The sequence below is a fragment of the Mycobacterium sp. genome (assembly GCF_002863225.1).
Classification (GTDB): domain Bacteria; phylum Actinomycetota; class Actinomycetes; order Mycobacteriales; family Mycobacteriaceae; genus Mycobacterium.
Map to the genome: position 1 here is coordinate 15,267 of NZ_PKEK01000089.1, position 22,503 is coordinate 37,769.

Below are 22,503 nucleotides of genomic sequence, written 5' to 3' on the forward strand. Positions count from 1 at the left end.
CATGGACTTCTCCTGCGTCGAGTTGTCGGTCGAGGATCAGGAATTCCGCGACAAGCTACGGGCATTCCTGGCCGGCGTCGTCACCGACGAGGTGATCCGCCGAGACCGCGAGACGGGGGAGAACTTCGACGAGGGCGTGCACCTGGCGCTGGGCGCCGAGGGCTACCTGGCCGCCGACTTCAACGACGAATCCGACGGCGGGTTCGGCGCGCTGCGCCGCCGGATCTGGGACCTGGAGATCGGCCGTGCCCACACGCCGTGGTTCCACTGGGGCACAACGGCTGTCGTCGCGAGAATGATGCGCGACTTCGGACCGCCCGAACTCACCGACGAGGTGCTGCCCGGCGTGCTGTCCGGGGAGATTCGGCTGTGCCTGGGCTACACCGAACCCGAGGGCGGCTCGGACATCGCGACATGCAAAACCCGTGCGGTCCGGGAAGCGGACGGATCCAGCTGGGTTGTCAACGGGTCCAAGATGTTCACGTCCAACGCCCACAACGCCAGGTACGTCTTCCTGCTCACCAACACCGACCCGGACGGGCCAAAACACAAGAACCTGACCATGTTCCTGGTTCCGCTCGATACTCCCGGAGTCGACATCCAGCCCATCCGCACCGTCGACGGCGACCGGACCAACATCGTCTTCTACAGCGACGTTCGGGTCGACGACCGGTACCGCATCGGCCCGGTCAACGGCGGCTGGGGGGTGCTGCGGGGTGCGCTCGACGAGGAGCACGGCACCACCGAGAAAGAAGACGACGGCCTGCAGCGCATCGCGGTGATGCACGAGCATCTGGTCCTGATGGCCGAGGCGATGGATGAGGTGGCGGCGCTGGTCACCCGGGAGCGGCCCGATGGCAGTCGCCTGATCGAAGACTCTTCGGTCGCATATCGGTTGGGTCGCAGCGTCGCTCGCACCGAGGCGGCGCTGGGAACCCCAGGGATGTTCGGCCGGGTGGCCAACGCACAAACCATGCGCGACGTCTCGCCCGACCTGATGGACATCCTGGGCGCGGCGTCGGCGTTGCCGGTCGACACCGAGGGAGCCGCCGACAGAGCCGACAATGGCGGCGCGGAATACATCTTCCGGCTGGCCTCACCGGTCGGTATTTACGGCGGCACCCTCGAGGTGTTCCGCAACATGATCGCCCAGCATGCGCTCGGGCTCGGGAAGCCGAACTATTCCCCGCCGAGGTCCTGAGACTTCGGGAGCTCCGCGCGGAAAACGTCGACCCGGGTCTCGTCAAAACTGAGCAGCCCGGTGATCGGCCGGCTCTCCGGCAGTGGGTCGTGGTAGCTCCACGCCACGTCGTCGATATCGGCCGTCGACCAGTACGTAGCCCAGCCCTTGTAATTGCAGTACGTCGTCGTATTCGATTGCCGCAGAGACTCTGTGCGCACGTGCGCGGGGTCGACGTAGAGTCGCGGCTCCAGCGAGGTCTCGAACAGGATCACCGTGTCGTCGGTGTCGACCAACGTCGTGGCGCCCAACTCGACCCGCAACCGGCGTCGGGTCGGCCGGCAGTCGACGCGGTGATAAGGGTTGGGCGGATAGTGCACGAGCGTGCGTCCCTCTTCGGTCCATGAGTCGACGGCATCCCACGGAACCTGGACGAATCCGGGTGCCTCGGATACCGGCGCGCTGGGCAGGCCGGCGACCTCCTCGGCCCGAAAAGCGAAGCTGAGCGGTCGATCTGGCCGGTGTACCAGCAGCACCTGCTCGGTGTCGATGACCGTACGGCCGTCCTTCACCGCCTGCACCCGACGGGGATGCGGCTCGATGTAGACCACGTCGGAGGGAAGCGTCGGCGAGAACCAGCCGGCTGGAGCGCTGCTCAGCGGTCCGTGTCCGGTGACCATGCTCATGGACTCCGAGGGTACGCCGGCGGCCCGCCGTGGCATGGTGTCTGGCATGGCCGGACCGATGGAAGGCATCAACGTCGTGGAGCTCGGCGTGTGGGTGGCCGGGCCCGCGACCGGAGGCATCCTCGCCGATTGGGGCGCCGACGTGATCAAGATCGAGCCGCCCACCGGCGACCCGGCCCGGATGTTCGGCCGCATGCTCGGGCTCGACGTCGATGTGAGTCCGCCGTTCGAGATGGACAACCGGTCCAAGCGCAGCGTCGTGGTCGACCTGACCACCGCCGACGGCCGCGACACCGCGCTCGAATTGATCAGCGACGCTGACGTTTTCGTCACCAACGTCCGGCCGGCGGCGTTGCGGCGCCTCGGCCTCGACTACGAGTCGCTGGCCGACGAGCACCCGCGGCTGGTGTACGGCTTGATCACCGGCTATGGGGAGACCGGGCCGGACGCCGATCGGGCTGCCTACGACGTTGCCGCATTCTGGGCCCGCGGCGGCCTGGCGCACCTGCTGACCCGGCCCGGGGAGACGCCGCCGTTCCAGCGGGGCGGAATGGGCGATCACTCGGCCGGCATGACGCTGGCCGCGGCGGTCTGCGCCGCGCTGGTCGCCCGCGCCCGCACCGGAACGGGCCAGCTGGTCAGCACGTCGCTCTACCGGCAGGGGGCCTACACGGTCAGCTTCGACTTGAACACCTACCTGATGTCCGGCCAGCCGATCGCGATCGGGCAGCGCGAGAAGATGTTCAACCCGTGCATGAACAACTACGCGACCGCCGACGGTCGCCGGTTCTGGATCGTCGGCCTCGAGGTCGACCGGCACTGGCCCCCGCTGTGCCGCGCCGTCGGCAAGCCCGAGTGGCTGGAAGATCCGCGATTCGTCGACGCCCGGTCGCGAGCCGTCAACGCCGTGGAGCTGATCGGCGAGCTGGACCGCATCTTCGCCACCAGGACGCTCGATGAATGGGCCGAGGTCTTCGCCGGCGAACCGGACTTCTTCTGGTCACCGGTCAACACGATCGAGGACGTCATCGCCGACGAGCAGTTCCAGGCCGCCGGCGGCATGGTCGACGTGCCGCTGGGTGACACCGCCGCGGCCGGCAGCGTGGCCATGGTGGCCACCCCGGCGGACTTTCACGGCACCCCGTGGGCGCCGCGTTCGGTGGCCCCCGAACTCGGACAGCACACCGCTGAGGTGGTTGCCGAGCTCGAGGCGCGCCGCCGGCCTTGATCCAATCGAAACTTTACAGATTCGACGAGAAGTGTCACGCTGAGTCCCGCCGGTTCATCGAATGCGACGAGGCGTTCGATCTGCTGAAGGGATGCGATGGTGGATTACGGGCATCGGCGCCCACCAGGTCCGCAGCGCGACGACAAGGGTTCGGTCACGTATCGACTCGACGTCGTCGCATCCGATACCGCCGACGTGGTGGGATCGATCGGAGGGTGGCTCTGCGACCGGGTGCGGGCCGGTTGGGACGTGCACGTCGCACTGGCACGGGGGTGTGACCACCGCCCGCTGGAAATTCTCGGCATGCAGGCCGTCGAACTCGACCCGCACATTCTGTCCGCAGGCGCCGATTGCACGGCCCGCGGCCTGGCGGTCAGCGCCGACGTGTTCGCCTCCGACACCCGGATCCAGCAGGAAGTACTGGCGGCCCTGGATCGCTGGATGACGGAAGTGACTCTCTGGCAGAACGATTGGCCGCTGTCGGTCGGGCACCGAACCACCACGGTGCAGCACGTGCTCTCCGGCGCCGCCCGGGCGTTCAAACGTCACGCGCTGGCCGCGGCGGGTCTGCCGGCCGCGGTCAGCCCGACCGAAATGTTGCGCAGCGACATGAAAGCCTCCCTGCCGGTGGTCTCAGAACTGATCCCGGTTGGCTGATGCGCAAGTACCACGGCCACACCCTGCTCTATCTGCACGAGACGATCGCGCTGGGAACGGGCTCGAGCAACGAGTTCACCCAGGCCTTCACCGATATCTACGCGCCGATGATGCAGGGGCTGGGCGCGCGACTGTTCGCGCTGTGGGAGAGCACGCCCTACAACGGTCACTGGCCGCAAGTCACGATCATCTGGGAGATCGACACGTTCGCCGACTATGCCCGGATCGGGACGGCGCAGGCACGCGGTGGCAGCCACCGGGCGGCAGCCGAGCGGTGGTCGGCGTTTCTGGCCGGCACCGGAGCCTCCGGCGAAGGACGAATCATGTACCCGGGGCCGAGCAACAGAACGCTGAGCCAGCTGACCGAAGCGAAATTCGGTGCGGCGGTGGTGATTCAAGAGATCATGCAGACCAAGCCGGGTCGCCAGGACGACTACATCCGGGAACTGGAGCGGCTCTACGTGCCGTGGTCGGAGCGCACCGGTAAACACTGGCTCGGGTCGTTCACCACCACCTTCCGCTTCAACGAGGTCATCCACTACTGGGCGCTCGACGGCGGCTGGGACTGTTTCGCCGAGCATTACCCGTCGTGGAAGGAGAGTCCGCCCGCCGAAATCGTCACCTGGATGAGCGTGGTCCCGGCGCTGCGCGACGGCTGGGAAGACTCGATCCTGCAAGCACTTCCACCCTCGCCGCTGCAATGAGCGAGTTCAGCTACGACCCGTTCGATCCGGCCGTGATGGCCGATCCGCTGCCGTACTACCGCGTTCTGCGGGAGCGTCATCCGGTGTGCTACCTGCCGAAGTGGGACACCTACGCGCTGTCGCGGTTCGCCGACATCTGGGATGTGCTGGCGCTCAACGACGGAACGTTCGTCGCGTCGGAGGGAACGCTGCCCCCCGCGACGGTGCTGGCTCAGCACAACAAGGGGCCGGTCGCCGACCCGCCGTTGCAGCCGCTGCCGTTTCACGCCGTGTTCGACGCGCCGATCTACGACGGCGTCCGTAAGGCGCACAGCCAGCCGTTCCGGCCCCGGGCCGCCGCGGGGTGGGAAGCCCGGATTCGCGAGCTGGCCAACGAGCGGCTCGACGAGCTGCTGCCCCGCGGGACCTTCGATCTGACCCAGGACTACGGCGGGATCGTCGTCGCCACGGTGGTCTGCGAATTACTGGGCATCCCTGTCGAATTCGCGTCAGATGTGCTGGCCGCGGTGAATGCCGGCAGTCTCGCCGAACCGGGTAGCGGCGTCGACACCGCGGTCGCCCGGCCGAACTTCCTGGAGCACCTGATCCCGGCCGTCCGGCGGCGACGCGCCGATGCGACCGACGGCGCGCTGCCGGTGGTCGACGGATTGCTCGGGTACCGACTGCCCGACGACCGCGCCCTCGACGACGCCGAGGTGGCGACCCAGATGCTGTGCGTGTTCATCGGCGGAACCGAGACCGTACCCAAGGTCGTCGCGCACGGATTGTGGGAGTTACTGAGCCATCCCGACCAACTCTCGGTGGTACGGGCCGATCCGGAGGCCAACGTGCCCGTCGCGCGCGAGGAGATGATTCGCTACTGCGCCCCCGCGCAGTGGTTCGCCCGAACCGCCCGCAAACCGTTCGAGATTCACGACACCACCGTCGAACCGGGGCAGCGGATCATCACGCTGCTCGCGTCGGCGAACCGGGACGAACGCGAGTACCCGGACCCCGATGAGTTCATCTGGGACCGTCCGATAGGCCGGTCGTTGGCGTTCGGTCGCGGACAGCATTTCTGCCTCGGCTATCACCTGGCCCGCTTGGAGCTCAACGTCCTGGTAACCGAATGGCTGCGGCGGGTGCCGGACTATCGCATCATCGACGAGGCGGCGTTCCGCCCGCCGTCCAGCTTCCAGTGGGGCTGGAGCAGGCTGCCGGTGGAGGTGTGAGGTGTGGTCGTACCGGATCGTCGCGCCCTACCAATTCGAGCGGAGCTCGATCCCGGACACGACGCCGGACGCGCTGGCTGACGGCCAGGTGCTGCTGCGATTCCTGGCCGCCGGTGTCTGCGGCAGCGACATGCCGGCATTCCGCGGCGTGCGCGGCCTGCTGCCGGGTGACCACGGGCGCAGCGGTGCCGAGAAGGACGGTTTCCCGATCCACGAAGTCGTCGGGGAGGTGATCGCCAGCCGCAACGACCGCCATCGGACCGGAGATCGCTTGGTGGGCTGGGCATCCGGCTTCGACGGCCTGATGGAGCGGGTCGTCACGGACGGCAATCAGGTGGCGTCCTACGACCCGGCGCTGAGTCCGGCGCAAGCCGTCGGGCTGCAGCCGTTGGCCTGCGTGCTCTACGCGATCGGGCAACTGCCCGACCTCGCCGGTCGCCACGTCGGCGTGATCGGTCAGGGTTCGATCGGGCTGCTGTTCTCGGCTGCGGCCAAAGCGGCGGGAGCGAGCCGGGTCACCGGTGTCGACCCGATCGACCGGGCCGCGATCGCCACCCGGTTCGGCACCGACGACTACGTGCGGGCCACCAGCGACCGGTGGGTCAGCCATCTCGAACCCGCCGACCGCCCGGACGTCGTGATCGAAACCGTCGGCCATCAGGTGGCCACGCTGAATCACGCCATCGAAGCCACCGCGCCCGGTGGCACCGTGTTTTACTTCGGGGTGCCCGACGACGACAGCTACCCGATCAGCATGCGCACCATGCTGCGCCGTAATCTCACGCTGAAATCCGGTGTGGCGCTTGATCGCCCACGGATGCTCGAGCTCGCCGGCACATTCGCCGCCGAGCACGCCGGCCTGCTTGCCGACTACTCGACCCACACCTTCGGGATCGACGACGTCCAAGCGGCATTCGAGTTGGCCGCCCGACCCGACAGCGGCCGCGGCAAGATCGCGATCGTGGCACCGTGACGGCTTTTCGGCAGGCACTCGCTTCGGGCGCGCCGCTGTGGGGCGGGTGGATCACCGGACCCACCGCAATCGGTCCCGAGGAGTTCGCCCGCGCCGGATACGACTACGTCGGCTTCGACGCCCAGCACGGATACATCGACGACGCCGACATCGCGAACATGTTGCGCCGCATCGAGCACGTGCCGATCGCGACGGCGGTGCGACTACCCAACGCCGATGCGGCACCGATCGGACGGGTACTCGACGCCGGCGCGGACGCCGTCATCATCGCGATGATCGAGTCCGCCGAGCAGGCGGCGGCCGCGGTGGCCGCCACCCGCTACCCGCCCCGGGGACAGCGCAGCTTCGGTCCGCTGCGCGCCAGCCTCGGCGCCGACACCGCCGCACTCGAGAGCCGGGTCAGCGTGTTCGCGATGATCGAAACCGCCGCGGCGCTGGCCGATGTCGAGGCGATCTGCGCGGTGCCGGGACTCGCCGGGATCTACGTCGGACCCGCCGACCTCGCCATCTCGATGGGCGTCGACGTGACCAAGGCGACCACCGACCCCGAGGTGCAGCAGGCCATCGTCGGCATCCACGCCGCCGCGTCGGCCGCCGGGCTGATCCCGGCAATCCACGCCGGTAACGGAAGGGTCGGTCAGGCCATGGCGCAGTTGGGTTTTCAGGTGATCACGCTGGCTGCGGAATCCCAGGCGCTGCGGCGCGGCGCCGCCGCGGGTCTCGACGAAGCCAGGGGTGCCGAATGACGCCGCGGGTCGCGCTGGTCACCGGGGCCGCGCGCGGACAGGGCTGGGCGATCGCCGAACGGCTACGCGCCGATGGCTTCTCGGTCGCGGCCTGCGACGTCGATACGGCCGGACTCGAAGCAGTGGTCGACGGCCGCGGCGACGACGCGTTGATCGGGATACCGCTCGACGTGACCTCCGAGGCCGGCTGGCAACAGGCCGTCGCAACCACCGTCGACCGCTTCGGCGCGTTGACCGCCCTGGTCAACAACGCGGGTGTGCTGCACCGCACACCGATCGCCGACGAAACCGCCGAGGCCTTCGAAAGGTCCTGGCGGGTCAATTGTCTGGGTGCTTTCCTGGGTATCCGGACCGCGCTCGGGCAGCTGCGCGCGGCCGACGGCGCCGCGATCGTCAACACCTGCAGCACCGGTGCGATCCGGCCCTTTCCCAACCACACCGCCTACGGCTCGGCGAAATGGGCGCTGCGAGGGCTCACCCAGGCGGCCGCGGCTGAACTCGCGCCGGCCGGAATCCGGGTCAACGCGGTGTTCCCCGGACCCATCGCCACACCGATGCTCGACGACGACACCCAGGCGCGATTGGCGGCGACCTCGGCGTCGGGCCGCATCGGCAAACCCTCGGAGGTCGCCGATGCGGTCGCTTTCCTGGTCTCCGGCCAGGCCTCGTTCATCACCGGCTCGGAGCTGGTCATCGACGGCGGCCAATGCCTGAGGATTCAGTGAAGATCGGCGTCATCGGAGCCGGACCGGGTGGTATAGCTCTGGGAATCTTGCTGAAGCGAGCGGGTTTTCGCGACTTCACCATCTTCGACCGCGAGGACGGGGTGGGCGGAACCTGGCGGATCAACACCTATCCGGGGCTGGCCTGCGACGTCAAGTCGCACCTGTATTCGTATTCGTTCGACCTGAACCCACACTGGTCGCGGCTGTGGTCGGGCCAGCGGGAGATTCTCGGCTACTTCGAGCGCTGCGTGAGCGAGCAGGGATTGCAGCCGCATCTGCGGCTCGGCACCGAAATCCGGTCGGCGCACTGGAACGACGACTCCGGCCGCTGGCACCTCGAGACGGCGGCGGGGGAGCGGCACGTCTTCGACGTGGTGGTGTCGGCGATCGGATTGTTCACCCAGCCGGTGCTGCCGAAACTGGTCGACCGGGAGCCGTTCCGCGGCACCGTGATGCATTCGGCACGGTGGGACCACTCGGTCGAGCTGGCCGGCAAACGGGTCGCGGTCCTGGGTACCGGATCGACGGCGTCACAGGTGGTGCCGGAGCTGGTGAAGGTCGCCGAACGGGTGTACTCGGTGCAGCGCTCGCCCACCTGGATACTGCCCAAGCCCGACCGTCCCTACAGTGCCAGGGAGCGTTGGGTTTTCGAGCATGTTCCATTCGCCAAGAAGATCTACCGCACCAGGCTCTGGTTGCGCAGCGAAGCCAACATCTCGGTGATCGAACACGGCAGCGACAAGACCCGGGACTTCACCGCGATCGCCGAGCGATTGCTGCAAGACTCGATCGCCGACGAGGAGTTGCGACGCGCGCTGACGCCCGACCACCCGATGGGCTGCAAGCGGCTGGTGTTCTCGTCGGACTACCTGGCGGCGCTGACCCAGCCGAATGTCGAGGTACTGAGCAGTCCCGCGCAAGCGTTGCGGTCCAATTCCATTGTGCTGCAGGACGGCACCGAGCGTGAAGTCGACGTTGTGGTGTGCGCGACCGGTTATGCGGCCGCCGATTACCTCGGCGAGATCGACGTGACCGGCGAGGGTGGGCTGGCTTTGCGCGACGTCTGGCGGGACGGCGCCCAGGCGTACCTGGGTATGGCCGTGCCCGCTTTCCCCAACTTCTTCATGCTCTACGGGCCCAACACCAACGTCGGGTCCAACAGCGTGATCTTCGTCCTCGAAGCCCAAGCTCGCTACATCGTGCGGGCGTTGCGCTACCTGCGCCGGACCCGCCGGGCCTACGTCGCGGTCCGGCCGGAGGCGATGGCGGCTTTCCTGGCCAAGATCGACCGCTGGATGCAGGGCACGGTATGGACGACCCGGTGCAGCAACTACTTTCGGGCCGCCAACGGTCGCGTGGTGACGCAGTGGCCGCGCAGTGCCCGCGCGTTCTGGGGGATGACGCGCCGGTTCAGGCCGGCTGACTACCGCTTCGAGCCTTCGTGATCGACGGTCGGCTCGATCCGGTGCTGGGTGCCGTCGCGACCACCCGTACCGACCTGTCGAAGGTCGGCCCGGTGCGCGCGGGGCTGAATGAACGCCGCCGCGCGGCCGTCGCGGACGTCGACGCGACCGGTGTCGCGATCACCGACAGGGTCGCCTCCGGAGTGCCGGTGCGCATCTATCGTGGCGCGCCGGCGCCGGCGCCGGCTGTGATCTATTGCCACGCAGGCGCGTTCGTCCTCGGTAATCTGGACACCGACCACCGGCAATGCGTGGAGCTGGCCCGCCGCGGCCGATGTTCGGTGGTATCGGTGGACTACCGGCTGGCACCTGAGCATCCGTATCCGGCCGCGCTCGACGACGTTGTCGCGGTGCTGGATTGGGTGATCGCCACCGCAGGCGAGCTGAGCGTCGACACGTCACGGGTCGCGGTGGCCGGCGGCAGTGCCGGCGGCGCCCTGGCGGCCTGCCTGGCGCAGCGTCGCTCGGAGAGCCTGGTGTTCCAGCTGCTGCACCAGCCGGTGCTCGACGACCGTGCAACCGGATCCAAGGACGAGTTCGATGCGACGCCGGCGTTCGACGGGCCCGCCGCCGAGGTGATGTGGCGCCATTACCTTGGAGCCGCCGAACCGTCTGCGGATTCAGTGCCGGCCCGATACGACGAATTACGCGGCCTGCCAGCGACATTCATCAGCTGCTCGGACATCGACCCGTTGCGTGACGAGGCACTGGACTACGCGGTCCGGTTGCTGCGGGGCGGGGTCGCGACCGAACTGCATGTCTTTGCCGGCACCTGCCACGGGTTCGACTCGCTGCTGCCCGACTGGGAGGTGGCCGAGCAGCTGTTCACGCTGCAGGGCCGCGCGCTGCGCCGGGCGTTCCACGGGGCGTGAGCGGTCCGGGCTCCGCCGGCGCCTAGTCGAACTCGATCAACTGACGGACGGCGGTCCCGTCGGCCAGGTGATCCATGGCGGTGTTGATGTCGTCGAGGGCGATGCGCGCGGACACCAGCGACTCCACCGGCAGCCGGCCCGACCGCCACAGCTCGACGAACTGCGGGATGTCGCGATCGGGCACCGCCGATCCGAGGTAGCTGCCGATCAGCGAACGTCCTTCGGCGACAAACCCCAACGGGGACACACTGATCCGGGCGTCCGGTCGCGGTAGGCCGACGGTGATGGTCCGACCACCCGGCCCGGTGAGTGCGATCGCGGTCTCCAGAGCGGCAGGGTGGCCGGCGGCCTCGACGACGACCTCCGCCTTCACGCCGGCATCGATGGCCTGCTGCGGGGTGTAGGCCTCCTGCGCACCGAGAGTGCGCGCGCCGGTGAGCTTTTCGGGCAACTGGTCGACGCCGATCACGTGCACACCGGCATACGACAGCGCGGTCATCACCGCGGCCATGCCGACCCCACCGAGGCCGACGACGACGACCGTCTGCCCAGGCTGTGGTTTGCCGACATTGAGCACCGCTCCGCCGCCGGTCAGCATCGCGCAGCCGAGCAGTGCGGCGACCGGGGGAGCGACGTCGTCGGGCACCGGGACCACACTGGCCCGGTTGACCACTGCGTGCGTCGCGAACCCGGACACCCCGAGGTGGTGAAAGACGTTGTCGCCGTTGCGCGTCAGGCGCATTCCGCCGCCCAGCAACGATCCGGCGTTGTTGGCCGCGCTACCCGGCCGGCACGGAGTGAGCCCGTCGGTGACGCAGGCGGCGCAGTGGCCGCAGCGCGGCAGGAACGTCATCACCACGCGCTGCCCGACGGAGACGTCGTTGACGCCGTCGCCGACCCGCTCGATGACTCCGGCCGCCTCGTGACCGAGCAGCATCGGCGTCGGCCGGACCCGATTGCCGTCCACGACCGACAAGTCGGAATGGCATACCCCGGCAGCTTCGATGCGGACCAGCAGTTCCTCCGCGCCGGGCGGACCCAGGGTGACGTCGGCAATGGTGATGGGCCGAGATCGGGAGTACGGCCGGGGCGATCCGATCTGCTCCAGTACGGCACCCCGGATTTCCAGCATGGTCGAATACAACCATGAGCTCCATTCCGCCCGCACCCGACGGCCTCACCAGTCGCGATTTCCCGGTGCACTGGCCGGTAACGACCCGGTGGGCCGACAACGACATGTTCGGCCACTTGAACAACGCGGTGTACTACCAACTGTTCGACACCGCGATCAACGGCTGGATCGGCACCAGTGTGGCGCTCGATCCGGTGACGACCTCGGCGCAGGGCATCGTGGCCGAATCGGGCTGCCGCTACTTCTCCGAATTACACTTCCCTGAACGCCTTTTCGTCGGGTTGGCGGTGACCAGGCTCGGCAACAGCAGCGTGACGTACCGCCTCGGTGTTTTCCGGGAAGGCGAGCATTCGTCCGCTGACCAGGAAACGGAGCCGCAGGCCGTCGCCGCGGTCGGGCACTGGGTGCACGTCTACATCGACAAGGTCACCCGGCGTCCCACGCCCATCCCCGACGAGATCCGGGCGCTGCTCTCGACAGCCTGTGTCTAACTGGGGAATCTGGCGGTCGAACGTTCTCGGTAAGCTCGGCGAATGCCTTTTGTCAGCAAGACCGTCGAGGTTGCCGCCAACGCCGACTCGATTCTGGCCATCGTCGCCGACTTCGAGCGCTACCCGGAATGGAACGACGGAGTCCAGGGCCTGTGGGTGCTGGCCCGCTATGACGACGGGCGTCCCAGCCAGCTGCGACTCGACGCCAAATTCGAATCCATCGAGGACAGCTTGATCCAGGCCGTCTACTACCCGAGCCCCACTCAGATCCAGACCGTGCTGCAACAGGGAAACCTCTTCAAGAAGCAGGAGCAGTTGTTCAGCGTGGTGGACACCGGCGGATCGTCGCTGTTGACGGTGGACCTCGACGTCGAGCCGTCGCTGCCGATTCCGGCGCCGATGGTCAAGCAACTGGCCGGCAACGTCATCGACTACCTCGCCGAGAACCTCAAGAAGCGTGCCGAGGAACTGGCTTCTTAGTCATCCGGCTCGCAACTAGTCCCAGATCCCGCTGCTCTCCAAGCGCTCGGTGAGCCGCCGGGCGCCGTCGATGAACTGCCAGGTGGTGTGTTCGACCACGGCGGCGGTGTCCCTGCGTCGCAGCGCCGCGACCACGTCGCGGTGGTTGCGCACCGCGGCAGCACCCCATTCCGGGTCCGCGGCGTAGACCATCAACGGCATGTACCGGGCCACGTGCAAGAGGAACCAGGCCAGCTTGATCCGCCCGGTGGCGTGGTTGAAGACGCGGTGAAACGCGAACTCGCATCCCGCGATCGCTTCGATGTCGGAGGCGTCCACCGCGGCGGCCAGTGCATCGGTGAGGTGGGCGAGGTCGTCGATCGCGGTGTCGGTGATGCGTTCGGCGGCCGAGGTGGCAAGCTCCTTGGCGATGGTCGCCTGCACCCAGAAGATGTCGTCGACGTCCTGGCGGCTCAGCGGCAACACCACGTGGCCACGATGTGGCTCGAGTTGCACCATCCCCTCGCCGCGCAGCTTGAGTAGCGCCTCCCGCACCGGGGTCGCGCTGACGCCGAGTTTGGCAGCGGTCTCGTCAAGCCGGATGAACGTCCCCGGCTGCAGTGCGCCGGACATGATCGCCGCCCGCAGATGGCCCGCGACCTCGTCGGACAACTGCGCTCTGCGAAGCGGACGGCGTGCCGCGGCGAGCGCGCTCACCGCGCTCACCACCGGGGTTGTCTTCCGGACGACCAGACCATAGTGTGACCCAGACAACACCAAGTTTTATCAAATATCAACTTAACCAGTGCGCTTACCGCGAGAAGGGAAGCAACCAGTTGACCGCACAGTTGACCGGCCACGGCGCCCAAGACACCGACGCTGATGCGGCGTATTCGGAGCAGCCCTATCTGGCGCGCCGACAGAACTGGGTCAACCAGCTCGAACGGCACGCGTACATGCAACCGGGTGCGACCGCGCTGCGGTTCCTGGGCAACACCACCACCTGGGCCGATCTGCGTGACCGGGTCGCGAAGATCGCCGGCGCCCTGAGCCGTCGCGGCGTCGAGCGCGGCGACCGGGTGATGGTCCTGATGCTGAATCGCACCGAGTTCGTCGAGTCGGTGCTGGCGGCCAACCTCATCGGGGCGATCGCCGTCCCGGTCAACTTCCGGCTCACACCACCGGAGATCGCCTTCCTGGTCGAGGACTGCGAGGCGAGGGTGATGATCACCGAGCCGGTACTGGCCCCGGTGGCGGCCGGTGTCCGCGGCATCACGTCGATACTGGGCACCATCGTGGTCGCCGGCGACTCGGCCGGCTTGGCCGACTCCGGCCTACTGGGCTTCGAGGATCTGGTGAACGAGCCCGGCGATCCAGCCACACCCGTCGACGTCCCCAACGACTCACCGGCGCTGATCATGTACACCTCCGGCACCACCGGCCGACCCAAGGGCGCCGTGCTGACCCACACCAATCTGAGCTGTCAGACGACGGCCAACCTCTACACCCACGGGTTCGCGGCCGACGACGTCGGCTTCATCGGCGTTCCGTTCTTCCACATCGCCGGAATCGGCAACCTGCTGACCGGAATGCTGATGGGCCTGCCCACGGTGATCCATCCGCTCGGCGCCTTCGACCCCGGGCATCTGCTCGACGTCCTCGCCGCCGAAAAAGTCACCGGGATTTTCCTGGTCCCGGCCCAGTGGCAGGCGGTTTGTACTGCGCAGCAGGCGAATCCACGCGACGTCTCTTTGCGGGTGATCTCCTGGGGTGCAGCGCCGGCGTCCGATACCCTGCTGCGTCAGATGTCGGAAACATTCCCCGGGGCCCAGATCCTGGCCGCCTTCGGCCAGACCGAGATGTCCCCGGTGACGTGCATGCTGCTCGGCGAAGACGCGATCAGAAAGCTCGGTTCGGTGGGCAAGGTGATCCCGACGGTGGCTGCCCGGGTGGTCGACGAGCAGATGAACGACGTGGCAAGAGGCGAGGTCGGTGAAATTGTCTATCGCGCACCCACATTGATGAGCGGTTACTGGAACAACCCCGAAGCCACTGCCGAGGCGTTCCACGGCGGTTGGTTCCACTCCGGCGATCTGGTCCGGATGGACGATGAGGGATACGTCTGGGTGGTCGACCGAAAGAAGGACATGATCATCTCCGGCGGAGAGAACATCTACTGCGCCGAAGTAGAGAATGTATTGGCGAGCCATCCGGCGATCGTCGAAGTCGCCGTGATCGGCCGCCCGCACGAAAAATGGGGAGAGGTTCCCGTCGCGGTTGCCGCGCTGGCGGCCGGCTGGACGCAAGATTTGACCATCGAAGACCTCGACGAGTTCCTCGGTGAGCGGCTCGCGCGCTACAAGCATCCCAAGGGCCTGGAGATCGTCGACGCGCTGCCGCGCAACCCCGCCGGCAAAGTATTAAAGACCGAATTGCGGACGCGTTATGGTGCCTCGACGGTGACTCAAAGCGGCTCCATATCAACGGATTCGGAGCACAGCGGAGGAAGCTGACATAACGCAAAATCCGCAGGTCACATTGACGAAAGGCTAATAACGCCGATGCCATGCACGCCCGTGAGCCCATCGGGTACAGTCCTGTGGTCCGGCTTACTACCTGCCAGTAGTGAGACGGAGGTCACACATCTTGGGACGGGGCAAGGAGGAGCTGTGCGAGACTATTCGCCGCTCCCCCGCAAGGCGCAGGGTTGCAACGGGAGGGGGTGGCAGTGAGCACGACGCAGCCGCGTGTGACTGATTACATCCGTGACCAACTGGGCCCACCGCTGGTCCTCGTCGGTGGCTTTTTCCGGATGTGCGTCCTCTCCGGAAAGGCGTTGTTCCGCAGCCCCTTTCAGTGGAGAGAATTCATCCTGCAGTGCTGGTTCATCCTGCGGGTCGCGATTCTGCCGACGATGGCGATCTCGGTGCCCATCACGGCGTTGTTCATCTTCACGTTCAACATTCTTCTGATCCAGGTCGGCGCCGCGGACCTCTCCGGAGCGGGCGCGGGCATCGCGGTCATCACCCAGATCGGCCCGCTGAACACCGTGTTGGTCATTGCCGGCGCAGCCTCGACCGCCATCTGCGCGGACCTGGGCGCCCGCACCATCCGCGAAGAGATCGACGCGATGGAAGTGCTTGGCATCGACCCGATCCACCGCCTCGTGGTGCCTCGCGTACTGGCCTGCTCCCTGGTCGGAATGCTGCTCAACGCGTTGGTCAGCATGGTCGGGCTGGTCGGCGGGTTCGTCTTCGGCGTTTATCTCCAACACGTATCGGCCGGGGCCTATCTGGCGACGCTGACCCAGCTCACCGGGCTGCCCGAAGTGGTGATCGCGACCATCAAGGCGTTGTCGTTCGGCATGATCGCCGGGCTGGTCGGCTGCTACCGCGGACTGACGGTCAGCGGCGGGTCCAAGGGTCTGGGAACGGCCGTCAACGAAACCGTGGTGCTCTGCGTGGTGGCGCTCTTCGCGGTCAACGTGGTGCTGACCACCATTGGTGTGCGATTCGGAACGGGACATTGAAATGTCGACTGCCCAGGTAATTCGCTCCCGCTTTCCGCGGCTCTCCGACGACCTGCGTCGCTTCGGAGAGACGGCGACCAAGCCGCTCGACGAAGCTGGAAAGCTGGGCTGGTTCACGGTTCTCGGTGTCCGTGACATGGCGTGGGCGCTGACCCGCTACCGCAAAGAGATCCTGCGGCTGATCGCCGAGGTCGGCATGGGCACCGGCGCCATGGCCGTGGTCGGCGGTACCGCCGTGATCATCGGTTTCGTGACGCTGTCCGCGGGTTCGCTGGTGGCCATTCAGGGCCTCGCGTCGCTGGGCCACGTCGGCTTGGAGACCCTCCTGGGATTCGTCTCCGCGTTCATCAACGTCCGCCTGGTCGCGCCGATCGTCACCGGGATCGCACTGGCCGCCACCGTCGGCGCCGGCGCCACGGCTGAGCTGGGTGCCATGCGGATCAGCGAGGAGATCGACGCGCTCGAGGTGATGGGCGTCAAGTCCAACGCCTACCTGGTGTCCACCCGGATGCTGGCCGGACTCGTGGTGATCATCCCGCTCTACTCGGTCGGTCTGATCCTGTCTTTCCTGTCGCCGCAGGTTGTCACGACGTTCCTGTACGGGCAGACGTCGGGCACCTACGACCACTACTTCCGCACCTTCCTGCGCCCCGATGACGTGTTCTGGTCGTTTGTCGACATCATCATCATCGCCGCGGTCGTGATGCTCTCGCACTGCTACTACGGCTACAACGCCAGCGGAGGTCCGGTCGGGGTCGGCGAGGCGGTCGGCCGGTCGATGCGCTTCTCGCTGGTTGCCACACCCGTCGTGATCCTGCTGGCCGAAATGGCGCTCTACGGCGTCAATCCCAACTTCAACTTCACGGTGTAGGCGGGCTATGACACACCCACGCGGGAAAATAAACAAGGCGCCGTTTCAGCCCTTCCGGATCGCCGGCGTCATCGTCTTTCTCATTGCGGCGCTTGTGCTGTGGCTGGTCTACCTGCAATACAGCGGCGACTTCGTCGACAAGACCAAGCTGACCATGCTGTCCGACCGGGCCGGCCTGGTGATGGACCCCGGTTCGAAGGTCACCTACAACGGCGTGCAGATCGGCCGGGTGGACGTCATCGACGAGGTCGAGCGTGATGGCAAGCCCGCGGCCAAGTTCACCCTGGACGTGTATCCCAAATACATGCACCTGATCCCGGCGAACGTGGAGGCCCGCATCGTCGCCACCACCGTGTTCGGTGAGAAGTACGTGTCGATGAAGGCTCCGGAAAACCCGGTGCCACAACGCATCACACCGAAGAACGTGATCGACGCCCGGTCGGTGACCACTGAAGTCAACACGCTGTTCCAGACGATCACCTCGATCGCCGAGAAGATCGACCCGGTCAAGGTCAACCTGACCCTGAGCGCCGCGGCGCAGGCACTGAGCGGACTCGGCGACAAGTTCGGGCAGTCGATCATCAACGGCAGTGCGGCACTCGACGAGGTCAACCCGCGAATGCCCATCATCCGCCACGACATTCAACAGCTGGCGAATCTGGGCGACACCTTCTCCAACGCGTCTCCAGACCTGTTCGACTTCCTGAACAACGCGGCGAAGACGGCGCACACCGTGCACGCCCAGGAAAAGGATCTGGACCGGGCGCTGCTGGCGGCAGCCGGCTTCGGCGCGACCGGTGCGGAGATCTTCAACAAGGGCGGGCCGTATTTCGCGCGGGCGAGCAAGGACCTGGTGCCGACGGCGCAGCTGCTCGACACCTACAGCCCCGAAATCTTCTGTGCCATCCGCAATCTGCACGACGGAGAACCCAAGGTCGCCGCGTTCACCAGCCCGTACTCGCTACGGTCGGAGACCGAGATCTTCTCCGGACTGGGACTGGCGCTGAGCCTCCCCGGCCTGGGCATCACCGCGGCCACGCTGGGGCTCTCCGCGCTGACAGGCCTGATCGGTGGCGCACCGAACCCCTACATCTACCCGGAGAACCTGCCCCGGGTGAACGGTCACGGCGGTCCGGGTGGCGCGCCGGGTTGCTGGCAGACCATCACCCGCGAGTTGTGGCCCGCCCCAACGCTGATCATGGACACCGGTAACAGCCTCGCTCCGTACAACCATGTCGACACCGGCTCCCCGTATGCAATCGAGTACGTCTGGGGCCGCCAAGTGGGGGACCACACGATCAACCCATGAAAATGACCGGAACCCTCGTCAAGCTCGGCATCGTCTCGTTGGTGTTGATCTTCTTCACCGCGCTGATCACCGTTGTATTCGGTCAGATGCGTTTCGACCGGACCATCTCCTACACCGCGGAGTTCAACAACGTCAGCGGACTCCGCTCCGGGCAGTTCGTCCGGGCCTCGGGCGTGGAGATCGGCAAGGTCAAAGACGTCCAGTTGATCGACGGTGGACATCGGGTGCGGGTCGAGTTCAACGTCGACCGCTCGGTGCCGCTGTACCAGTCCACCACCGCCCAGGTGCGCTACCTCAACCTGATCGGCGACCGGTACCTCGAGCTCAAGCGCGGCGACGGTGAGGGTGGCGACCTGGCCCTTCCGGCCCACGGGTTCATTCCGCTGTCCCACACGTCGCCCGCTCTGGACCTCGACGCGCTGATCGGCGGATTCAAGCCGCTGTTCCAGGCGCTCGACCCCGAAAAGGTGAACAACATCGCGACGTCGATCATCACCGTCTTCCAGGGTCAGGGCGGCACCATCAACGACATCCTCGACCAGACCGCGCAACTGACGTCCCGCATCGCCGAGCGTGACCAGGCGATCGGCGAGGTGGTCAAGAACCTCAACACCGTGTTGGACACCACCGTCAAGCACCGCAAAGACTTCGACGAGACCGTCGACAACTTCGAGAAGTTGATCAGCGGCCTCAACGAGCACGCCGAGCCGTTCGCGGCCGGCATCGCGAACATCAGCAACGGTGCCGGAACGGTCGGCGATCTGCTCGCCGACAACCGAACCCTGCTGCACAAGACGCTGAACTATCTCGAACCGATCCAGCAGCCGATCATCGATCAACGTGACCTGTACGACGACCAGATCAAGCGGACGCCGATCGGGATGAACATCGTCGGCAACGCCGTCGGCAACTACGGCGACTGGGTCAACTTCTACTTGTGCGACCTCACCCTCAAGACCAACGGACTGCAGGCCGGTGGGCCGGTCCGGACGGTCAAGATCTGGTCGCAACCGACGGGTAGGTGCACACCGCAATGAGGACGCTAGAACCCGCCAACCGGAAGCGGATCGGCCTGATGGGTCTGATCGTGACGGTGATGGTCGTCGGTGTCGGCCAGACCCTGACCAGCACTCCGCAGTTGTTCGCGCAGCCCAGCTATTACGGCCTGTTCACCGACTCGGGTCAGCTCGGCAAGGGCGACAAGGTGCGTATCGCCGGAGTGGACGTCGGCGACGTCGAGGCCATCACGATCGACGGCGACCACGTCCAGATGAAGTTCTCCACCGGGAGCAACACCATCGGCACCGAGAGCCGGCTGGCGATCAAGACCGACACCATTCTGGGTAAGAAGGTGCTCGAAATCGAGCCGCGCGGTACCACGACGCTGCGCCCGAACGGCACGTTGCCGATCGGACAGACCACCACCCCGTACCAGATCTACGACGCATTCTTCGACGTCACGAAGGCCGCCTCCGGCTGGAACATCGACACCGTCAAAGAGTCGCTGCACGTGTTGTCCGAGACCATCGAGCAGACGGCTCCGCACCTGAGTGCGGCGCTCGACGGGGTGGCCAAGTTCTCTGACACGATCGGCAAGCGCGACGAGCAGATCACTCACCTGCTTGCGCAGGCCAACCAGATCGCCAGCATCCTCGGCGACCGCAGCCAGCAGGTCGACAAGCTGTTCGTCAACGCCAACAGCCTGCTGGCCGCCTTCAACGAGCGCGGCCGGGCGATCAGCGCGCTGCTGAGCAACGTGGCCACGTTCTCGGCCCAGGTGCAGAACCTGATCAACGACAACCCGAACCTCAACCACGTCCTCGAGCAGCTGCGGACCGTCAGCGACCTGCTCGACGCCCGCAAGGACGACCTGGCCGGCATCGTGAAGACACTCGGCAAGACCGCGGCCGGCCTGAACGAGACCGTGTCGTCGGGTCCGTACTTCAAGGTGCAGTTGGTGAACCTGCTGCCGTACTGGATCCTGCAGCCGTGGGTGGATGCCGCGTTCAAGAAGCGCAGCATCGATCCCGAAGAATTCTGGCGCAGTGCCGGGCTGCCGGCCTTCCGGTTCCCCGACCCGAACGGCACGCGGTTCCCCAACGGTGCGCCGCCGCCGTCGCCGACGACGCTGGAAGGTACCCCGGATCACCCGTACCCGGCGGTCGCACCCGGATCGCCGTGCTCGTACACGCCGACGCCGGACATGTTCCCGCGGCCCGGAAACCCGCTGCCGTGTGCGGGTCTCGACCAGAACCTGGGACCATTCGGGCCCAACGGCCCGTACCCGGCGTTGCCGAACGTCGCCACGTCGCCGCCGAACCCGGGCGGTCTGCCTCCGACTCCCGGAATCCCGATCGCCGGGCGACCCGGAGAGGTCCAACCCAACGTGCCGGGCACGCCGGTGCCGATCGCGCCGGGACCGGTCGGCGGACGCACCGAGCCGCTGGGGCCGCTACCCGGACCGGCTCCGGCCAATCCCGCCGCGGCTCCGCCGCCGGGACCGTTGCCGGCCGGACCGCAGGCACCGGCCGGACCAGGGCCCCAGGTACCGGCGCCCTACATCGGCAACACAGGCGGCGCCGGTGGCAGCGGTGCCCAGGGAGGTAGCCAGAATTGAGCACCATCTTCAACGTCCGCAACATCCGGTTGCCGAAGCTGTCACGTGCGGCCGTCATCATCGGCTCGCTGGCAGTGGTGGCGGCTCTGGTGCTGGGGTACTTCGGTCTCGAGCTGTACAAGAAGCTGACCAACAACACCGTGGTGGCCTATTTCCCGGTGGCCAACGCCCTCTACCACGGCGACCGGGTCGAGATCATGGGTGTCAAGGTCGGCGCGATCGACAAGATCGAACCGGCCGGCGACAAGATGCGGGTGACCTTCCACTACGAGAACAAGTACAAGGTGCCGGCCAACGCGCAAGCCGTGATCTTGAACCCGACGCTGGTGGCGTCGCGACTGATCCAGCTGGAACCGGTCTACAAGGGTGGGCCGGTGCTGGCCGACAATGCGGTGATCCCGATCGAGCGCACCCAGGTGCCGACCGAGTACGACGAACTGCGCAACTCCGTTACGAAGATCCTCAACAAGTTGGGGCCCACCAAGGAGCAGCCCAAGGGGCCGTTCGGTGAGGTCATCGAATCCTTCGCCGACGGCCTGGCCGGCAAGGGCAAGCAGATCAACACCACCTTCAACGACCTGTCGCGAGCGTTGACCGCGCTCAACCAGGGTCGTGGTGACTTCTTTGCGGTGGTGCGCAGCCTCGCGCTGTTCGTCAACGCGCTGCACGCCGACGACCAGAAGTTCGTGGCCCTGAACAAGAACCTGGCTCAGTTCACCAACAGCCTGACCGGTTCTGACCAGGACCTGTCCAACGCACTGCAGCAGTTCGACGGGCTGCTGAGCACCGTGCAGCCATTCCTCGACAAGAACCGCGAGGTGCTGACGCACGACATCAACAACCTCGGCGACACGACCAATACGCTGGTCCAGCCGGAGGCGTTGTCCGGGTTGGAGACCAGCCTGCACATTCTGCCGACGGCGTTGTCGAACGCGAACCTGATCTACCACCCGGCGCACAGCGCCATCGTCGGGCAACCGGCCGGAACGGTTGGCACGATGGGCTTCGCGAACCCGATGGAATTCCTCTGCAGCGCCATCCAGGCCGGCAGCCGGCTGGGCTATCAAGAGTCGGCCGAGCTCTGCGCGCAGTACCTGGCGCCGATCCTCGACTCGATCAAGTTCAACTACCTGCCGTTCGGTCTGAACCCGTTCAGCCTCGCGGCCACCTTGCCCAAGGAAGTCGCCTACTCCGAGAACCGGCTGCATCCGCCGAACGGCTACAAGGACACCACCGTGCCCGGTATCTGGGTGCCCGACACCCCGACCTCACACCGCAACACCCAGCACGGCTGGATCACCGCGCCCGGCATGCAGGGCGTCAAGGTCGGCCCGATCACGTCGGGCCTGCTGACTCCCGACTCGTTGGCCGAGCTGATGGGCGGACCGGACATCAACCCGGCGGCGCAGGCGCAGTACCAAACGCCCCCGGGATACCAGAACGCCTACGACGAGCAGCCTCTCGGGCCGGCTCCGTACATCGGATTGCCGGGTAACCCGGCGCCGATCCAGCCGCCGCCACCGGGTCCCAACGTGATTCCCGGCCCGGCCGCACCGCCGAATTACGCACCGTCGCCGCTGGCAGGGCAGGCGCCGCCGCCTGGACCCGCGTTGCCCGCTGAGGCAGCAGCCGCACCTGGAGGCAACTGAT

At 66.7% G+C, this 22,503-nt stretch carries 22 protein-coding genes; 19 read left to right on the forward strand and 3 right to left on the reverse strand.

From position 1 onward, the window contains the following. Position 1: 1 nt before the first annotated feature. The gene (locus CYU59_RS25090; RefSeq protein WP_293003989.1) at positions 2 to 1,201 is read left to right on the forward strand and encodes an acyl-CoA dehydrogenase family protein; all 1,200 of its coding nucleotides are present in this window, start codon (positions 2 to 4) and stop codon (positions 1,199 to 1,201) included. Here the strand turns inward: CYU59_RS25090 and CYU59_RS25095 are convergent. Next, a complete protein-coding gene (locus CYU59_RS25095) occupies positions 1,180 to 1,866 on the reverse strand; it encodes a DUF427 domain-containing protein (protein WP_293003991.1) in 687 nt (228 codons plus the stop codon). The two genes, CYU59_RS25090 and CYU59_RS25095, sit on opposite strands and share 22 nt — an antisense overlap. Positions 1,867 to 1,912: 46 nt before the next feature. Here CYU59_RS25095 and CYU59_RS25100 point away from each other — a divergent pair, with 46 nt between their 5' ends. From CYU59_RS25100 to CYU59_RS25140, 9 genes are all read left to right on the forward strand, one after another. Next, positions 1,913 to 3,094, forward strand: a complete 1,182-nt coding sequence (locus tag CYU59_RS25100) for a CoA transferase (RefSeq protein ID WP_293003993.1) — start codon at positions 1,913 to 1,915, stop codon at positions 3,092 to 3,094. 99 nt (positions 3,095 to 3,193) lie between these two features. Beyond that, positions 3,194 to 3,751, forward strand: coding sequence for a hypothetical protein (locus CYU59_RS25105; RefSeq protein WP_293003995.1), 558 nt, complete (start codon positions 3,194 to 3,196; stop codon positions 3,749 to 3,751). Then, complete coding sequence (locus CYU59_RS25110) at positions 3,751 to 4,455, forward strand: NIPSNAP family protein (RefSeq protein WP_293003996.1); 705 nt, start codon at positions 3,751 to 3,753, stop codon at positions 4,453 to 4,455. Before CYU59_RS25105 ends, CYU59_RS25110 begins: the two co-directional genes overlap by 1 nt. Beyond that, positions 4,452 to 5,666: a cytochrome P450 gene (locus CYU59_RS25115; protein WP_293003997.1), complete on the forward strand. Its 1,215-nt coding sequence runs from the start codon at positions 4,452 to 4,454 to the stop codon at positions 5,664 to 5,666. Before CYU59_RS25110 ends, CYU59_RS25115 begins: the two co-directional genes overlap by 4 nt. A gap of 1 nt (position 5,667) precedes the next feature. Continuing rightward, a complete protein-coding gene (locus CYU59_RS25120) occupies positions 5,668 to 6,639 on the forward strand; it encodes a zinc-binding dehydrogenase (protein WP_293003998.1) in 972 nt (323 codons plus the stop codon). Then, the gene (locus CYU59_RS25125; RefSeq protein WP_293003999.1) at positions 6,636 to 7,385 is read left to right on the forward strand and encodes an aldolase/citrate lyase family protein; all 750 of its coding nucleotides are present in this window, start codon (positions 6,636 to 6,638) and stop codon (positions 7,383 to 7,385) included. Before CYU59_RS25120 ends, CYU59_RS25125 begins: the two co-directional genes overlap by 4 nt. After that, the gene (locus tag CYU59_RS25130; protein ID WP_293004000.1) at positions 7,382 to 8,110 is read left to right on the forward strand and encodes an SDR family oxidoreductase; all 729 of its coding nucleotides are present in this window, start codon (positions 7,382 to 7,384) and stop codon (positions 8,108 to 8,110) included. Before CYU59_RS25125 ends, CYU59_RS25130 begins: the two co-directional genes overlap by 4 nt. Then, positions 8,092 to 9,555, forward strand: a complete 1,464-nt coding sequence (locus CYU59_RS25135) for an NAD(P)/FAD-dependent oxidoreductase (protein ID WP_293004001.1) — start codon at positions 8,092 to 8,094, stop codon at positions 9,553 to 9,555. The genes CYU59_RS25130 and CYU59_RS25135 overlap by 19 nt, the downstream gene beginning before the upstream one ends. Then, complete coding sequence (locus tag CYU59_RS25140; protein WP_293004002.1) at positions 9,552 to 10,445, forward strand: alpha/beta hydrolase; 894 nt, start codon at positions 9,552 to 9,554, stop codon at positions 10,443 to 10,445. Before CYU59_RS25135 ends, CYU59_RS25140 begins: the two co-directional genes overlap by 4 nt. 22 nt (positions 10,446 to 10,467) lie before the next feature. Here the strand turns inward: CYU59_RS25140 and CYU59_RS25145 are convergent, their stop codons facing one another. Next, positions 10,468 to 11,577, reverse strand: coding sequence for an alcohol dehydrogenase catalytic domain-containing protein (locus CYU59_RS25145; RefSeq protein ID WP_293004003.1), 1,110 nt, complete (start codon positions 11,575 to 11,577; stop codon positions 10,468 to 10,470). 14 nt (positions 11,578 to 11,591) lie between these two features. Between CYU59_RS25145 and CYU59_RS25150 the strand changes: the two genes are divergently transcribed. Continuing rightward, the gene (locus CYU59_RS25150) at positions 11,592 to 12,068 is read left to right on the forward strand and encodes a thioesterase family protein (protein ID WP_293004004.1); all 477 of its coding nucleotides are present in this window, start codon (positions 11,592 to 11,594) and stop codon (positions 12,066 to 12,068) included. A gap of 42 nt (positions 12,069 to 12,110) precedes the next feature. Then, positions 12,111 to 12,548, forward strand: a complete 438-nt coding sequence (locus CYU59_RS25155; protein ID WP_293004005.1) for an SRPBCC family protein — start codon at positions 12,111 to 12,113, stop codon at positions 12,546 to 12,548. 15 nt (positions 12,549 to 12,563) lie between these two features. On the opposite strand, the gene CYU59_RS25160 is transcribed toward CYU59_RS25155, so the two are convergent. Continuing rightward, complete coding sequence (locus CYU59_RS25160) at positions 12,564 to 13,253, reverse strand: GntR family transcriptional regulator (RefSeq protein ID WP_293004006.1); 690 nt, start codon at positions 13,251 to 13,253, stop codon at positions 12,564 to 12,566. 122 nt (positions 13,254 to 13,375) lie between these two features. Here CYU59_RS25160 and fadD5 point away from each other — a divergent pair, with 122 nt between their 5' ends. The 7 genes from fadD5 (at position 13,376) to CYU59_RS25195 (ending at position 22,502) form a co-directional block, all read left to right on the forward strand. Next, positions 13,376 to 15,040: a fatty-acid--CoA ligase FadD5 gene (fadD5, locus tag CYU59_RS25165; protein WP_293004026.1), complete on the forward strand. Its 1,665-nt coding sequence runs from the start codon at positions 13,376 to 13,378 to the stop codon at positions 15,038 to 15,040. 236 nt (positions 15,041 to 15,276) lie between these two features. Then, on the forward strand, positions 15,277 to 16,056 hold the full coding sequence (locus CYU59_RS25170; protein ID WP_293004007.1) for an ABC transporter permease: 780 nt from the start codon (positions 15,277 to 15,279) through the stop codon (positions 16,054 to 16,056). A gap of 1 nt (position 16,057) precedes the next feature. Continuing rightward, entirely contained in the window at positions 16,058 to 16,927 is an 870-nt protein-coding gene (locus CYU59_RS25175; protein ID WP_293004008.1) for an ABC transporter permease, read from the forward strand. A 7-nt stretch (positions 16,928 to 16,934) separates the two neighbouring features. After that, complete coding sequence (locus CYU59_RS25180; RefSeq protein ID WP_293004009.1) at positions 16,935 to 18,236, forward strand: MCE family protein; 1,302 nt, start codon at positions 16,935 to 16,937, stop codon at positions 18,234 to 18,236. Next, positions 18,233 to 19,273 carry a virulence factor Mce family protein gene (locus tag CYU59_RS25185; RefSeq protein ID WP_293004010.1) on the forward strand — a complete coding sequence of 347 codons (1,041 nt, stop codon included), beginning with the start codon at positions 18,233 to 18,235 and terminating at the stop codon, positions 19,271 to 19,273. Before CYU59_RS25180 ends, CYU59_RS25185 begins: the two co-directional genes overlap by 4 nt. Then, complete coding sequence (locus tag CYU59_RS25190; RefSeq protein WP_293004011.1) at positions 19,270 to 20,853, forward strand: MCE family protein; 1,584 nt, start codon at positions 19,270 to 19,272, stop codon at positions 20,851 to 20,853. Before CYU59_RS25185 ends, CYU59_RS25190 begins: the two co-directional genes overlap by 4 nt. Continuing rightward, positions 20,850 to 22,502, forward strand: a complete 1,653-nt coding sequence (locus tag CYU59_RS25195) for a virulence factor Mce family protein (RefSeq protein ID WP_293004012.1) — start codon at positions 20,850 to 20,852, stop codon at positions 22,500 to 22,502. The genes CYU59_RS25190 and CYU59_RS25195 overlap by 4 nt, the downstream gene beginning before the upstream one ends. The last annotated feature ends 1 nt before the right edge of the window (position 22,503 follow it).

Bases quoted from the DNA above. Each gene is read 5' to 3' on its own strand.
- CYU59_RS25100 (WP_293003993.1), top strand. From the start codon at position 1,913: ATGGCCGGACCGATGGAAGGCATCAACGTCGTGGAGCTCGGCGTGTGG.
- CYU59_RS25090 (WP_293003989.1), top strand. From the start codon at position 2: ATGGACTTCTCCTGCGTCGAGTTGTCGGTCGAGGATCAGGAATTCCGC.
- CYU59_RS25115 (WP_293003997.1), top strand. From the start codon at position 4,452: ATGAGCGAGTTCAGCTACGACCCGTTCGATCCGGCCGTGATGGCCGAT.
- CYU59_RS25180 (WP_293004009.1), top strand. From the start codon at position 16,935: ATGACACACCCACGCGGGAAAATAAACAAGGCGCCGTTTCAGCCCTTC.
- CYU59_RS25155 (WP_293004005.1), top strand. From the start codon at position 12,111: ATGCCTTTTGTCAGCAAGACCGTCGAGGTTGCCGCCAACGCCGACTCG.
- CYU59_RS25190 (WP_293004011.1), top strand. From the start codon at position 19,270: ATGAGGACGCTAGAACCCGCCAACCGGAAGCGGATCGGCCTGATGGGT.
- CYU59_RS25145 (WP_293004003.1), bottom strand. From the start codon at position 11,577: ATGCTGGAAATCCGGGGTGCCGTACTGGAGCAGATCGGATCGCCCCGG.
- CYU59_RS25110 (WP_293003996.1), top strand. From the start codon at position 3,751: ATGCGCAAGTACCACGGCCACACCCTGCTCTATCTGCACGAGACGATC.
- CYU59_RS25130 (WP_293004000.1), top strand. From the start codon at position 7,382: ATGACGCCGCGGGTCGCGCTGGTCACCGGGGCCGCGCGCGGACAGGGC.
- CYU59_RS25135 (WP_293004001.1), top strand. From the start codon at position 8,092: ATGCCTGAGGATTCAGTGAAGATCGGCGTCATCGGAGCCGGACCGGGT.
- CYU59_RS25095 (WP_293003991.1), bottom strand. From the start codon at position 1,866: ATGAGCATGGTCACCGGACACGGACCGCTGAGCAGCGCTCCAGCCGGC.
- CYU59_RS25150 (WP_293004004.1), top strand. From the start codon at position 11,592: ATGAGCTCCATTCCGCCCGCACCCGACGGCCTCACCAGTCGCGATTTC.
- CYU59_RS25175 (WP_293004008.1), top strand. From the start codon at position 16,058: ATGTCGACTGCCCAGGTAATTCGCTCCCGCTTTCCGCGGCTCTCCGAC.
- CYU59_RS25185 (WP_293004010.1), top strand. From the start codon at position 18,233: ATGAAAATGACCGGAACCCTCGTCAAGCTCGGCATCGTCTCGTTGGTG.